Source organism: Allobosea sp. GW821-FHT03A12, assembly GCF_058986765.1.
Window position 1 is genome coordinate 470657 of sequence record NZ_JBYSVZ010000006.1, and the last position, 12117, is coordinate 482773.

Consider the following 12117-nt stretch of genomic DNA (forward strand, 5'->3'; position numbering starts at 1 on the left):
GGTTAACGGGCGAAGCGCTCAGGTTGGCCCCAGTTCACGCGCCCGGGCCGTGACGAGATCAGCGAGATGCTCGACCGCCAGGGCGCCCGCGACGGTCCGCTGAATCACCACGTTGCGCTTGTCGAGCTCATCGCGCTTGCGGCTGACCAGGCCGAGCTTGCCCATGCTGTCGAGGGCGCGGGTGATCACCGGCTTGGTGACGCCGAGCCGCGCCGCGAGGCCGCGCACGGTGTGCGGCGGCAATTCGAGATAAATGGTCAGAAGGATCGCGGTCTGGCGCACCGACAAATCGGCTTGCGTGTCGCGCACCAGATCGAGATGCACCTCGCGCCAGAGCCTGAGCGCCTGCGTCGGCTTGATCTCCAGCACCATGCCGTCCCCGATCGTTACGGGGCCGTATCATTATCGCACCCGGATCGCCGCGCAAGCAGAGCCGCGCGGCAGGCTTAACGCACGCCGTAGAGCTGCTTCGCCAGCGCGTAGGTCAGCCGCGCCGCCTGGCATTCGCCGCCTTCGGGCCGGCCGGGCTTGGTCGACGGGTTCCAGCCATAGATGTCGAAATGGGCGTAGGAACGGCTCTTCTCGACGAAGCGGTTGAGGAAGAGTGCGGCAGTCACCGAACCGGCGAAGGCGCCGCCGGAGACGTTGTTGAGGTCGGCGATCTTGGAATCGAGCATGCCGTCATAGGGCGGCCAGAGCGGCATGCGCCAGACCGGATCGTTCACCGCAGCGCTCAGGCGGGCAATCTCGGCGGCGAGCCCGTCGTCATGGGTGTAGAAGGGCGGCAGATCGGGCCCGAGCGCGACGCGGGCGGCACCGGTCAGCGTGGCGTAGTCGATCAGCAGTTCCGGCGCCTCCTCGTCGGCGAGCGCCAGCGCGTCAGCAAGGATGAGCCGCCCTTCCGCGTCGGTGTTGCCGATCTCGACGGTCAGCCCCTTACGGCTCTGCAGGACGTCGCCGGGCCGGAAGGAGGCGCCGGAGACGGCGTTCTCGACCGCCGGCACCAGCAGGCGCAGGCGCACCTTGAGCTTCGCGCGCATGATCATGCTGGTCGCCGCGATCGCCGCCGCGGCGCCGCCCATGTCCTTCTTCATCAGCAGCATGCCGGCATCGGTCTTGAGATTGAGCCCGCCTGTGTCGAAGGCGACGCCCTTGCCGACGAGGGTGACCTTCGGGTCGCCCTGCTGGCCCCAGCGCAGCTCGATCAATCGCGGCGCCCGGGGCGAGGCCCGGCCGACCGCGTGGATCATCGGGAAATTGGCCGCGAGCAGATCGTCGCCGACCGTGCTGGCGACCTCGGCACCATAGGTTTCGCCGAGCCCACGCACGGCCGCCTCGATCTCGGCCGGGCCGAGATCGGCAGCCGAGGTGTTGACGAGATCACGCGCCAGCGCGCTGGCCTCAGTGAGATTGGCCAGCTCATCGCCATCGACGCCCTCGGGCAGGACGAGCCGCGCCAGAGCCGGCTTGGGCTTGCGATAGCGCTCGAAGCGGTAGGCGGTAAGCAGCCAGCCGAGTGCGGCGAGGCCGGCATCGCCGATATCACCCGCCAAGGCGTAGTCACCCGCCGGCAAGGTGGCGGCGAGGCGACCGGGCGCAAAGGGATCGCGCCGGCGCGGCCCGGCGGGCTCGACACCGAGCAGCACCGCGGCGAGAGCGCCGGCGGCATCCGGCAGCAGGGCATGCTGGCCGGGCCGGGCCTCGAACCCCTGCGCCTGGGCGAAGCTGCGCGCCAGCGGCGCGAGCCCGTCGCGCAGGGCCGGCCAATCGGCCTTGGCGACGCAATGGACGGATATGGCGGGTGTTCCGGCAGGCAGCAGCAACGGGTGCACGATCGACGAACCTCGAATGACGGAATTCCGGGCGCCAGCATGCAGGGCAGGCCCCGATCCGCATGATTAACAGTCCGTTAGGGTTAACGTTTTATCACCGAGGGCAACAGCTTTCCCGTACCGGCGAGGCATTCTGAGCCTATGTCCATCCGCTTCCGCGCCCTCCGTTTCGGCCATCTCGCCGCAGCTTCGGCCCTCTGCCTCGCGCTCGGCGCCTGCCAGATGCGCGGCGGTCCCGGCGACGTCACCGGCTCGATCGGTACCCGGCAGACCCAGCCGCGCACCGAGGCGCAGTGGCGTGGCGAAGAAGCCGACTGGGGCAAGCGCTATGAAGCGAACCAGCGCGACCGCAACGCCGCCTTCTTCTATGCACGGGCCCTGCGCGCGCTCGACAAGAACGCCCAGGCGCTCGCCGTCCTGGAAGGCGCCGTGATCATCCATACCGACGATTCGGAGCTGCTCGGCGCCTATGGCCGCTCGCTGGCCGATAATGGCCGCCTGAAGCAGGCGGACGATGTGCTGGGCCGGGCCCATACGCCGGAAAAGCCGGATTGGCGCATCCTGTCGGCGCAAGGCACCGTCGCCGACCAGCTCGGCGAGCATGATCGCGCCCAGCAGCTCTATGCGGCCGCGCTCAAGCTCGTGCCGAACGAGCCGACGGTGATGTCCAATCTCGGCCTGTCGCTCGCCTTGTCGAAGCGTCTGCCCGACGCCGAGCGCGTGCTGCGCGATGCCGCGACAGCGCAGGGCTCCGACGGCAGGGTGCGCCAGAATCTCGTCCTGGTCCTCGGCCTGCAGGGGCGTTTCCAGGAGGCCGAGCAGCTCGCCCGCCAGGACATGAGCCCGGCCGAGGCCTCGGCGACCATCGCCTATCTGCGCCGCTCGGTCAGCCAGCCCAACAGCTGGGAAATGCTGCGCGGCAAGGCGAAGCCGGCGGCGCGTACGGCGACGCCCGAAACGGCCGCCCAGCCAACCGGCTGATCGCCGGGCCGGCTTGGACTTACAATGGCTGTGATTGCGCCGAATGTTTCGCCGCCATCAGCCAACACCCCCCCTGCCGTTCCCCGACCCTTTGGCTCGCCTTGCAGGAACGAGGCGTTAAGGCCCGTCCGGGCGCAATCGTCAGAAGGCCCTGAGGGCCTTCAGCACCGCCGGGGTCATGATCACCACGAAGAGCACCGGCAGGAAGAACACGATCATCGGCACGGTCAGCTTCGGCGGCAGGGCGGCCGCCTTCTTCTCGGCCTCGTTCATCCGCTGATCACGGCTTTCCTGCGCAAGCGTGCGCAAGGCGGTGCCGAGCGGCGTGCCGTAGCGCTCGGCCTGGATCAGCGCGGTGCAGACCGACTTCACCGATTCCAGGCCCGTGCGCGCCGCAAGGTTCTCATAAGCCTGCCGACGTTCGGAGAGATAGGAAAGTTCGGCCGTGCAAAGCGCGAACTCTTCAGCCAGCGGTACCGACTGGCTGCCGATCTCGCTCGAGACCTTGCGGAAGGCGAGCTCGATCGACATGCCTGATTCCACGCAAATCAGCATCAGATCGAGCGCATCCGGAAAGGCGCGCCGCATCGACAACTGGCGCTTGGCCATCGTGTTGGACAGGTAGATTTCAGGTGCCTTGATGCCGAGATAGGCGGCGCCGATCACGATCCCGGCCCGCACGATGACCGTCTGGCCGAGATCATTGAGTACGAACAGGTAGAACAACGCGAACAGGAAGAGGCCAATCGGAGTGACCAGCCTGAAGAAGAGGAAGCCGACCTCGGCCTGCTGACCGCGGAAGCCTGCCATGGTGAGCTGCTTCTTGGCGGTCTCGGTCCCCAGCCAATCGCCGAGTTTGAAGCGCTCGACGATATTTCGCATGAACGCCTTCGGCTCCTGCCGGAGCGAGACCTTGTCCACCTGGCGCGCCAGCCGGTCGCGCTCCCGGGCGCGGATCTTGTCGCGTTCGGTGGCGACGGATTTCATGCGCTTGCCCAGCACATTGCCTTCGAGCAGGGGCGCCGCCACGGTCATGATCGTGACGGCCACGGCCACTCCGCCGATCAGGGCAAACAGGATCCTCATGTCGGTGAGGGTCTCGATCAGGAGCGCGACCATGGTGAAAGCTCCTCAGATCTCGAAGTTGATCATCTTGCGCATGACCAGCACGCCGGTCATCATCCAGACGCCGCAGACGGCCAGCGCGATGCGCCCCGGATCCGTGTAGAAGAGGGCGTCCATGTAGCCTGGGCTCGTCAGATAGACGAGGCCGGCGACGGCCGGCGGCAAGCAGCCGATGATTGCGGCGGATGCCTTGGCCTCCATCGACACAGCCTTGATCTTGTCGCGCATCTTGCGGCGCTCGCGGATCACGCGTGACAGGTTGGCCAGGGTCTCGGCGAGATTGCCGCCGGTCTTCTGCTGGATCGCCAGGACGATGCCGAAGAAATTGGCCTCCGTGCAGGGCATGCGCTCGTACAGCTTGGTGGCGGCGTCGGTCAGCGACAGGCCGAGCGTCTGCGCTTCGACGATCAGCCGGAACTCGGACTTGACCGGCTCCTGGGCCTCGCTGGCAATGATGCGCAGGCAATCGTTCAGCGGCAGGCCCGATTTGATGCCGCGCACGATGACGTCGAGCGCGTTCGGGAATTCGTTGATGAAACGCAGCATCCGCTTCTTGCCGAGATAGGCCAGATACCAGCGCGGCAGGCCGAGCAGGCCGACCAGCAAGCCGACCAGCATCATGACCCAGTTGCCCGAGATGATCAGGAGTACGATGGCCAGGACAATGCCCATGACGACGCCGAGCAGCCAGTACTGCTTGCGCGACCAGGACAGCCCGGCCTGTTCGATCCGGCCTTCGATGGTGATCTTGTGGCGTGCCTTCTCGCGATTCTCGATGTCCTTCAGGCTCTGCGCGACCTGCCCGCGCCGGGCCTGGCTCTGCGATTCGCGATCGGCCGCGGCGCGGACCGCGGCCGGAGCGGCGAACTCACGGCGGCGCTGTTCGGCGCGCGCCTGGCCGCTGAGCCTCGGATAGAACAGGGCGTAGGCGATGCCGCCCGCCGAGATGGCGGCGAGGATGGCGGCGGCGATCTGGCCATAGTCCATGACGTGCCCTGCTCCCGATCAGGCGTCGGCCCGGCCCTCGGCCTCGAGCTGGTCGAGCGCCGCGGCGAGCCGCTGCTCGTCGCCGAAATAGCGCGCACGCTCCCACAGGCGTGGTCGGCCGATGCCGGTCGAGCGATGCCGCCCGATCAACCGCCCGTTCGGATCTTCGCCGATGATGTCATAGAGCATCAGGTCCTGGGTGATGATCACATCGCCTTCCATGCCCATCACCTCGGTGATGTGAGTGATGCGGCGCGAACCGTCACGCATGCGCTGGGCCTGGATGATCACGTCGATCGAGGAGCAGATCATCTCGCGGAGCGTCTTCGAAGGCAGGCTGAAGCCGCCCATGGTGATCATCGATTCGATACGGCTCAGGCATTCGCGCGGCGTGTTGGCGTGCAGCGTGCCCATCGAGCCGTCATGGCCGGTGTTCATCGCCTGGAGTAGATCGAAGGCCTCGGGTCCGCGCACCTCGCCGACGATGATCCGCTCAGGGCGCATGCGCAGGCAGTTCTTGACGAGATCGCGCATCGTCACTGCACCCGTACCCTCAAGATTGGGCGGGCGGGTCTCGAGGCGCACCACATGCGGCTGCTGCAGCTGGAGCTCGGCCGCGTCCTCGCAAGTAATGACGCGCTCGTCGTGCTCGATATAGTTGGTCAGGCAGTTGAGCAGCGTCGTCTTGCCCGATCCGGTGCCGCCGGAGATCACGACATTGCAGCGAACACGCCCGATGATCTTCAGGATTTCGCCGCCCGGAGGCGAGATCGCTCCGAAACGCATGAGCTGATCGAGCGTCAGCTTGTCCTTCTTGAACTTGCGGATGGTGAGCGCCGGCCCGTCGATGGCGAGCGGCGGCGCGATGACGTTGACGCGAGAGCCATCGGCGAGGCGCGCATCGCAGATCGGCGAGGCTTCGTCGACGCGGCGTCCGACCTGGCTGACGATGCGCTGGCAGATGTTCATCAGCTGCGCATTGTCGCGGAAGCGGATGCTGGTCAGCTGGATCTTGCCGCTGGTCTCGATATAGGTCTTGCCGGACCCGTTGACCATTATGTCGGCGATGTCGTCTCGGGCCAGCAGCGGCTCGAGCGGTCCGTAGCCGAGCACGTCGTTGCAGATGTCGTCGAGCAGCTCCTCCTGCTCGGCGATCGAGAGCACGACGTTCTTCAGCGAGATGATCTCGTTGATGATGTCGCGGATTTCCTCGCGCGCGGATTCGCCGTCGAGCTTGGCCAGCTGCGAGAGATCGATCGCTTCGATGAGAGCACCGAAGATCATGCTCTTCATCTGGTAGTATTCGTCGGACTTCGGCGCCTCCGTCGGCACGGACGGCGGCGCCGGCTTGCGCGCCTCGACCGCAGCCGGGCGCTGCTCCGCCCCGCGCACCGGCGCAGGCGGCGCTGCGTGCGGTGCGCTCGTCAGAGCCGGTGCGCTCGCCTGTCGCTTGCCGAACATGGTCAGGCCTTCCGACGCATCAATTTGGCCATCAGCGGTTCGAACAGGCTGCGCTTGCCGCGCCTCTGCTCGCCGCGCCCGGTGAGAGCCGTCCCGATCTGCACGAAGGCGTCGGCCACCTTGCTGCCCGATTGGACCTCCGCGATCATCTGGCCGTTGTTGGCCGCAGTGCCGAAGAGCTGGGCATCGAACGGGATCGAGCTCATCACCTCGATCCCGAGTGCCTTGGCGAATTCGGCCGCCTCGATCTCCGGCCGCTTGGGCAAGCCGACTTGGTTGAGGATCAGGCGGGGCATCGCATCATTCGGCCGGGCAGCCCGCAGCAAGTCGACGAGGTTCTTGGCGTTGCGGAGCGAAGCAAGCTCGGGGGCGGCGACGATCGCGACCTCGTCGGCCCCGACCAGCGCCCGCTTGGCCCAGCCGGCCCACAGATGCGGCACGTCGAGCACGATGCAGGGCACGCTGGTGCGCATCAGGTCGAACAGCAGATCGAACGCGTCCTCGCCGAGATCGATGGTGCGGTCGAGCATCGCCGGGGCGGCGAGCAGAGAGAGATTCTCGCTGCAGCGCGACAGCAGCCGGTCGAGCATGTTGGCGTCGAGCCGCTCGGGCGCGAACACGGCGTCGGCGATGCCCTGCGGCGGATCCTGGTTGAAATCGAGCCCGGCGGTGCCGAAGGGGATGTCGAGATCGGCGATCACCGTCGAGGCGTCAAGATTGCGGGCGATCGCCCAGGCGACGTTGTGCGCGACGGTGGAAGCGCCGACGCCGCCCTTGGCGCCGACGACGGCGATGGTGCGCCCGAGCGTCGCCGACCCCGACGCCGCGTAGAGCTCGGACAACGTGCGCAGCAGGTCGAGGACCCCGAACGGAGCGACGAGATAGTCGCTGACGCCGCGCCGGATCAGCTCGCGATAAAGCTGGATATCGTTGACATGGCCGATGACCACGACCTTGGTGCCAGGATCGCAACTCTCAGCAAGCGCATCGAGATTGCCGATCAGCACAGCCGGTTCCCTGATCGTCTCGAGCACGATCACGTTCGGCGTCGGCGCGCCCCGGAACGCTTCGACCGCCGCCGCCGGGCCACCCATCTGGATGCGGGCCTGGACCTTGTCCATACGCCTGTCGGTGGTCACCGCCTGCATCGCGGCGGCGACGTCCTGCGTCTCGCAGAAGGCCTGCAAGGTGACGCGCGGCAGCGGTGCGATGATCTCCTCGCCGCCCGTCTCCGGCTCAAATCCCGGCGTGCTCGCCATCATTTGCCTCCGACGGCGTCGCTGATCTTGGTTTGCTCCTGGCGATACTGCGTCGAGGGATCCTTGCCCTCGCGCAGCTTCTTGATCGCCTCCATGCGCTTTTGCGTGTCGAGCCGGCCCTCGCCGCGCGCGCGCACCAGATCGAGCGGATCGGCGATCTGCGCCGCGAGATTGGCCTGGGTGGCGCAGCCGAAGTTCCAATAGGGCTCGTTCATCGCATCCGTCTTGTAGCTGGAGGCGCCGAGATCGGTCGGCCACTGCCCGCAGGAATGCGGGAGTCCGGCCTGCAAGGAGGCGTAGGTCAGACGGATCGGCGAGGCGAGCTCGGGATCGGCGATGCGATACGTCCTGACCGAAAGCTGGCCAGGCGATACGCCGGCCCGGGCGAGCGAGCGGCGGATACCGTCGAGCGTGTCGTGGGTGGCAAGATCGCGCCCGGTCCCCGTCGGGACCTCGGCGACCAATCCGCCCTTGCCGCTGCGGCGATAATCCTCGCCGAAGCGGGCGACGTCGTCGGCTTGGCGCGGATCCAGCCCGCCGCCGGCCCGGCCGACGAAGACATCGAGCGAACGCGGCGCGTCGCGCAGCACGATCGGATGGCGCTCGCGGGTGTCGACGGGAACCCCGGAGGTCGAGAGGTCGCCCTTGGCGCAGGCCCCGAGCAGGAGCGCGGCGCCGAGCACAGCGGGCAGCGTGGCCCGGCCTGCGCGGAGCGGCTTGCTGGTCACGATCATGATCGCCATCCTCGTCGCGGCCCCGTCATCAATCGGCGATGAAGCCGACGCGGCCCTTGTAGGCCTGCGGAATCGGCCCGCCGCTCGTCGACCCGTACATCTTGTTCAGCCGGCCCATCAGGATCGTCTGGGCGTCATGCGCCTCGACGAAGCCGTCATCCGGCCGCTGCAGCCCGTTGGGGCCGACCGGCTTCACGATGTAGGGCGTCACCGCGATCATCAGCTCGGTCTCCTCGCGCTGATAGTCGCGCGAGCGGAACATCGCGCCGATGATCGGAATGTTCATCAGCGCCGGCAGTCCGTTGATCGCCTGGCGCGAAACGCGCTGGATCAAACCGGCCGTCGCCAAGGTTCCGCCCGAAGGCAGCTCCACCGTCGTGTCCGATCTACGGACGCGAAAGCCGGGCGCGTTGACCGCCGTGCTCTCGGTGGGGTTGAGACGCAGCTGGTTCTCGAAATCGAGCTCTGTGACCTCGGTGGCGATCCGCATCGAAATCTTGCCCTCGGACATCACGATCGGCGTGAAGTTCAGGGAGACGCCGACGGATTTGTAGGTGATGTTGAGAACGCAGCGATTGTTGTTGTCGCAGGTGTAGCCACTCGGAACCGGGACCTCGCCGCCGGCGCTGAACTTGGCGCTTTCGCCCGAGATCGCCGTCACGGTCGGCTCGGCCAGCACGCGGGACAGGCCAGCGCGCTCGAGCGCTCGCATCGTGATATTGGTCGAGTTGCCGATGCCGGCGCCGATCGCGGTTGCAGCCAGCTGCTGCGGCTGCAGCGAGAACGGCGTGTCGATCTTCGGACTGATGCTGAAGTTGCCGAGTTTCCATTCGCCAGTCGAGTTGATGCCGAGCTGCTTGATCGCCTTGCGGGCAATCTCGGACACCGTGACCTTGACCATGACCTGGTCGCGGCCGCGAATCGTCAGCGAGTTGATCACCGCGCCTTTGCTCGCGTTCGCGCCTTCGCCGGAGATACCGACAAAGGCATTGGCGATGTCCATGGCCTGCGTCGCTTCGGAGGCGCTCGCGACATTGCCGACCAGCAGGATCGAGTTCCCGGCCGGCTTGACCTGGATGTCAGCGCCCGGCATCGCCGTGCGCAGCGTTGTGCGGAGCACGTTGAGATCGCGGCCAACCTCGATCTCCAGCGCCGTGATCTGCCTGCCCTCGGCGTCCATCACGAACATCGAGGTCGAGCCGTCGGCCATGCCGATGACGAAGAGCTTGCGGGCCGAGCGCACCACGGCGTTCGCCACCTTGGGATTGGCGACGAAGACCTCCTTGGCGTCGCGCGGCAACTCGACGATCAGCGAGCGGCCGATCGAGAGGTCGAGGCGCCGCGAGATCGCATGCTCGCTGGCGCCGACATTCAGCACCGGTGCAGCGCCCTTGCTCTGCGCCAGAACCGGCGTGCCGGAGATCGGCATGGCCAGCGACAGGACCGCCAGCGATAGCGCGAAGGGGTGCTTGCGGAGACGGCCGCGATCTGGGTTCGGCATCGGGGTCATGGCTTCACCGCCTTGGTGACGACGCCGTAGCGCACGAGGGTCAGCCCCCCATCCTCGCTGGGCGAGCTCTTGTCGCCGGCGTCCTGGAGACTGCGCAGCGACAGCGACAGGCTGCTGGTCTTCTGCGCCAGGGTGACGGCCTCGACCTGCTTGGGATCGAGCTCGAGCGTCGCGGTCTCGCCGACGACGACCTTCTCGCCATTCTTCTCCTGGATGTTCTGGCCGATCGCCAGCACGCGGACATTGGCGATCAGGGTCTCGCTGACCGGCGCCGAGCCATCCCTGGAGTTGCTGTCGTCACGGGTCGTGCGGATCACGTCGACGCGATCATTGGGCAGGACGAAGCCGCCGGCAGTATTGGCGCCACGATTGTCGGTGGTGATGGCAACGGCACGCTTGCCCGGCGGCAGGATCGCCGAGAGGAAGCCGGAATCGGCCTTGAGCAGCTTCTCGCGACGGATCGGCTCCGAGCCGTAGAGCGGCGCGCGGGCGATCTGGCCGACGAATTCGGCCTCGCCCCCGGGAAGATCCTGGCGGCGGATCACCTCCGAGGGCAGGCTCGCCAGCGGCCAGGCCAGCCATTTGAGGTCGCCAGCCGAAAGCTTGTTGCCGAGCGGGATGTCGGCGGCCGCCACCAGCACCTCGACCGTCGGCGCCGGCTCGTATTTCGTCTCGGACGGCGTCGTGACCTTCGGCGGTTGGCTGATCAGGAGCGCTGCCCCGAGGCCGGCGACGACCGCTATGGCGAGAATGATGATGCGGGCGGAACTCATGGCACAGGATCCTTGGTCGGCATGCGCCAACCCTCAGCCGGATCGTGGCCTTCGAATCGTCAACTTATGGTTAACCGGAGGTATCTTTTTGTGCGGATCGACCGCGCCGGAGCAGGACCGCGCCGTCAGAAACCGATCGCGGCGCGCCAGATCGTAGTGTCCGGCAACACGACGAGTGCGGCGAACGCGAGGGCGATGCCATAGGGCACACCCTCGTTCTTGTCATGCAGGCGCTGCGCCCACCCCCAACCCAATGCCGGCCGGGGCAAGGGCATTTTCCTCAGGCTGAGCAGCGCGAGGGTAAGGGCTCCGCCGGCGACCGCAGAGATGAAGACATAGGGCAGCAGCTGATCGAACCCGAACCAGAGCGCCGTCACCGCGGCAAGCTTGGCATCGCCGCCGCCGATCCAGCCCGCCGCGAAGAAGCCGAAGCTGACGCAGAGGACGACGAAGCCGGCAGCCAGATGCCAGCCCAGCTGCGTCCAGCTCAGGCCGACGCTGGCCGCGCAGATCGCGAAGCCGGCGACGAGAACCAGGCAAAGCCGGTTGGAGATCGTCATCGACACCATGTCGCTGGCCGCGGCATAGGCCATCGCAGCTGGAAAGACGACGAGAACAGCGATCATCGATAGCGACATGACGCCCATCCGAATACGGCAAACGCGAGAGACGATAGGTCGGGCCCTGTCACCAAAGCCTTACCAGGACAGCGCAGAAGCAAGCCCAGTTCGCTTCCCAAAAGAAAAACGCCTCGGAGGACTCCGAGGCGTCTTTTGTCGTTGCAGGGCGGGCGCTGCCGCGCTGCGTTCTTACTTGAGGCCGGCGAGAACCGCCTGGAACTTGGTATCGAGAGCCGGACCGATAGCGGTCCAAGTGCCGATGCAGACCACGGCAATCAGCGCGGCGATCAGGCCGTATTCGATGGCGGTCGCGCCCGACTCATCCTTGGCGAAGCGCGCAAGCAGATTCTTCATGATCGTTTCCTTTACCATCGCGCTCGGCTGCAACGCCGTCGCTGACGCGTCGGTGTTCTTACTTGAGGCCGGCGAGAACCAGGTCGAACTTGGCCTTCAGCGCCGGGCCGATCGCGGTCCAGGTGCCGATGCAGACCACCGCGATCAGGGCGGCGATCAGGCCGTATTCGATGGCGGTCGCGCCCGACTCATCCTTGGCGAAGCGCGCAAGCAGATTCTTCATGATCGTTTCCTTTACCATCGCGCTCGGCTGCAACCGCCGTCGCTGGCGCTTCGGTTTTCTTACTTGAGGCCGGCGAGAACCAGGTCGAACTTGGCCTTCAGCGCCGGGCCGATCGCGGTCCAGGTGCCGATGCAGACCACCGCGATCAGGGCGGCGATCAGGCCGTATTCGATGGCGGTCGCGCCCGACTCATCCTTGGCGAAGCGCGCAAGCAGATTCTTCATGATCGTTTCCTTTACCATCGCGCTCGGCTGCAAC

At 66.6% G+C, this 12117-nt stretch carries 14 protein-coding genes; 1 reads left to right on the forward strand and 13 read right to left on the reverse strand.

Annotated features, from left to right (window positions below; translation table 11 throughout):
- Positions 1–18 precede the first annotated feature (18 nt).
- On the reverse strand, positions 19–372 hold the full coding sequence (locus AC3WLC_RS24620) for a MarR family winged helix-turn-helix transcriptional regulator (protein WP_493686537.1): 354 nt from the start codon (positions 370–372) through the stop codon (positions 19–21).
- A gap of 74 nt (positions 373–446) precedes the next feature.
- Positions 447–1832: a leucyl aminopeptidase family protein gene (locus AC3WLC_RS24625; RefSeq protein WP_493686538.1), complete on the reverse strand. Its 1386-nt coding sequence runs from the start codon at positions 1830–1832 to the stop codon at positions 447–449.
- A 141-nt stretch (positions 1833–1973) separates the two neighbouring features.
- Here AC3WLC_RS24625 and AC3WLC_RS24630 point away from each other — a divergent pair, with 141 nt between their 5' ends.
- On the forward strand, positions 1974–2813 hold the full coding sequence (locus AC3WLC_RS24630; protein ID WP_493686539.1) for a tetratricopeptide repeat protein: 840 nt from the start codon (positions 1974–1976) through the stop codon (positions 2811–2813).
- Between the two features lie 141 nt (positions 2814–2954).
- On the opposite strand, the gene AC3WLC_RS24635 is transcribed toward AC3WLC_RS24630, so the two are convergent.
- The 11 genes from AC3WLC_RS24635 to AC3WLC_RS24685 form a co-directional block, all read right to left on the reverse strand.
- Complete coding sequence (locus tag AC3WLC_RS24635; RefSeq protein WP_493686540.1) at positions 2955–3932, reverse strand: type II secretion system F family protein; 978 nt, start codon at positions 3930–3932, stop codon at positions 2955–2957.
- Positions 3933–3944: 12 nt separating this feature from the next.
- Positions 3945–4925: a type II secretion system F family protein gene (locus AC3WLC_RS24640; RefSeq protein WP_493686541.1), complete on the reverse strand. Its 981-nt coding sequence runs from the start codon at positions 4923–4925 to the stop codon at positions 3945–3947.
- Between the two features lie 18 nt (positions 4926–4943).
- The gene (locus AC3WLC_RS24645) at positions 4944–6386 is read right to left on the reverse strand and encodes a TadA family conjugal transfer-associated ATPase (RefSeq protein WP_493686542.1); all 1443 of its coding nucleotides are present in this window, start codon (positions 6384–6386) and stop codon (positions 4944–4946) included.
- A 2-nt stretch (positions 6387–6388) separates the two neighbouring features.
- Entirely contained in the window at positions 6389–7645 is a 1257-nt protein-coding gene (locus tag AC3WLC_RS24650; RefSeq protein WP_493686543.1) for a CpaE/TadZ family protein, read from the reverse strand.
- Complete coding sequence (locus AC3WLC_RS24655; protein WP_493686544.1) at positions 7645–8379, reverse strand: CpaD family pilus assembly protein; 735 nt, start codon at positions 8377–8379, stop codon at positions 7645–7647. The genes AC3WLC_RS24650 and AC3WLC_RS24655 overlap by 1 nt, the downstream gene beginning before the upstream one ends.
- 28 nt (positions 8380–8407) lie before the next feature.
- Positions 8408–9889, reverse strand: coding sequence for a type II and III secretion system protein family protein (locus AC3WLC_RS24660; RefSeq protein WP_493686545.1), 1482 nt, complete (start codon positions 9887–9889; stop codon positions 8408–8410).
- Positions 9886–10662 carry a Flp pilus assembly protein CpaB gene (gene cpaB, locus AC3WLC_RS24665; protein ID WP_493686546.1) on the reverse strand — a complete coding sequence of 259 codons (777 nt, stop codon included), beginning with the start codon at positions 10660–10662 and terminating at the stop codon, positions 9886–9888. Before cpaB ends, AC3WLC_RS24660 begins: the two co-directional genes overlap by 4 nt.
- A 125-nt stretch (positions 10663–10787) precedes the next feature.
- Positions 10788–11300, reverse strand: a complete 513-nt coding sequence (locus AC3WLC_RS24670) for an A24 family peptidase (RefSeq protein ID WP_493686547.1) — start codon at positions 11298–11300, stop codon at positions 10788–10790.
- A gap of 171 nt (positions 11301–11471) precedes the next feature.
- Positions 11472–11636, reverse strand: a complete 165-nt coding sequence (locus tag AC3WLC_RS24675) for a Flp family type IVb pilin (protein ID WP_493686549.1) — start codon at positions 11634–11636, stop codon at positions 11472–11474.
- Positions 11637–11694: 58 nt separating this feature from the next.
- The gene (locus AC3WLC_RS24680; protein ID WP_493686550.1) at positions 11695–11859 is read right to left on the reverse strand and encodes a Flp family type IVb pilin; all 165 of its coding nucleotides are present in this window, start codon (positions 11857–11859) and stop codon (positions 11695–11697) included.
- Between the two features lie 59 nt (positions 11860–11918).
- Positions 11919–12083 (reverse strand): Flp family type IVb pilin, encoded by a 165-nt coding sequence (locus AC3WLC_RS24685; RefSeq protein ID WP_493686550.1) that lies wholly within the window; start codon positions 12081–12083, stop codon positions 11919–11921.
- Positions 12084–12117: the final 34 nt, after the last annotated feature.

Bases quoted from the DNA above. Each gene is read 5' to 3' on its own strand.
- AC3WLC_RS24650 (WP_493686543.1), bottom strand. From the start codon at position 7,645: ATGGCGAGCACGCCGGGATTTGAGCCGGAGACGGGCGGCGAGGAGATC.
- AC3WLC_RS24630 (WP_493686539.1), top strand. From the start codon at position 1,974: ATGTCCATCCGCTTCCGCGCCCTCCGTTTCGGCCATCTCGCCGCAGCT.
- AC3WLC_RS24645 (WP_493686542.1), bottom strand. From the start codon at position 6,386: ATGTTCGGCAAGCGACAGGCGAGCGCACCGGCTCTGACGAGCGCACCG.
- AC3WLC_RS24670 (WP_493686547.1), bottom strand. From the start codon at position 11,300: ATGTCGCTATCGATGATCGCTGTTCTCGTCGTCTTTCCAGCTGCGATG.
- AC3WLC_RS24655 (WP_493686544.1), bottom strand. From the start codon at position 8,379: ATGATCGTGACCAGCAAGCCGCTCCGCGCAGGCCGGGCCACGCTGCCC.
- AC3WLC_RS24660 (WP_493686545.1), bottom strand. From the start codon at position 9,889: ATGACCCCGATGCCGAACCCAGATCGCGGCCGTCTCCGCAAGCACCCC.
- AC3WLC_RS24685 (WP_493686550.1), bottom strand. From the start codon at position 12,083: ATGAAGAATCTGCTTGCGCGCTTCGCCAAGGATGAGTCGGGCGCGACC.
- AC3WLC_RS24675 (WP_493686549.1), bottom strand. From the start codon at position 11,636: ATGAAGAATCTGCTTGCGCGCTTCGCCAAGGATGAGTCGGGCGCGACC.
- cpaB (WP_493686546.1), bottom strand. From the start codon at position 10,662: ATGAGTTCCGCCCGCATCATCATTCTCGCCATAGCGGTCGTCGCCGGC.
- AC3WLC_RS24680 (WP_493686550.1), bottom strand. From the start codon at position 11,859: ATGAAGAATCTGCTTGCGCGCTTCGCCAAGGATGAGTCGGGCGCGACC.
- AC3WLC_RS24635 (WP_493686540.1), bottom strand. From the start codon at position 3,932: ATGGTCGCGCTCCTGATCGAGACCCTCACCGACATGAGGATCCTGTTT.
- AC3WLC_RS24640 (WP_493686541.1), bottom strand. From the start codon at position 4,925: ATGGACTATGGCCAGATCGCCGCCGCCATCCTCGCCGCCATCTCGGCG.
- AC3WLC_RS24620 (WP_493686537.1), bottom strand. From the start codon at position 372: ATGGTGCTGGAGATCAAGCCGACGCAGGCGCTCAGGCTCTGGCGCGAG.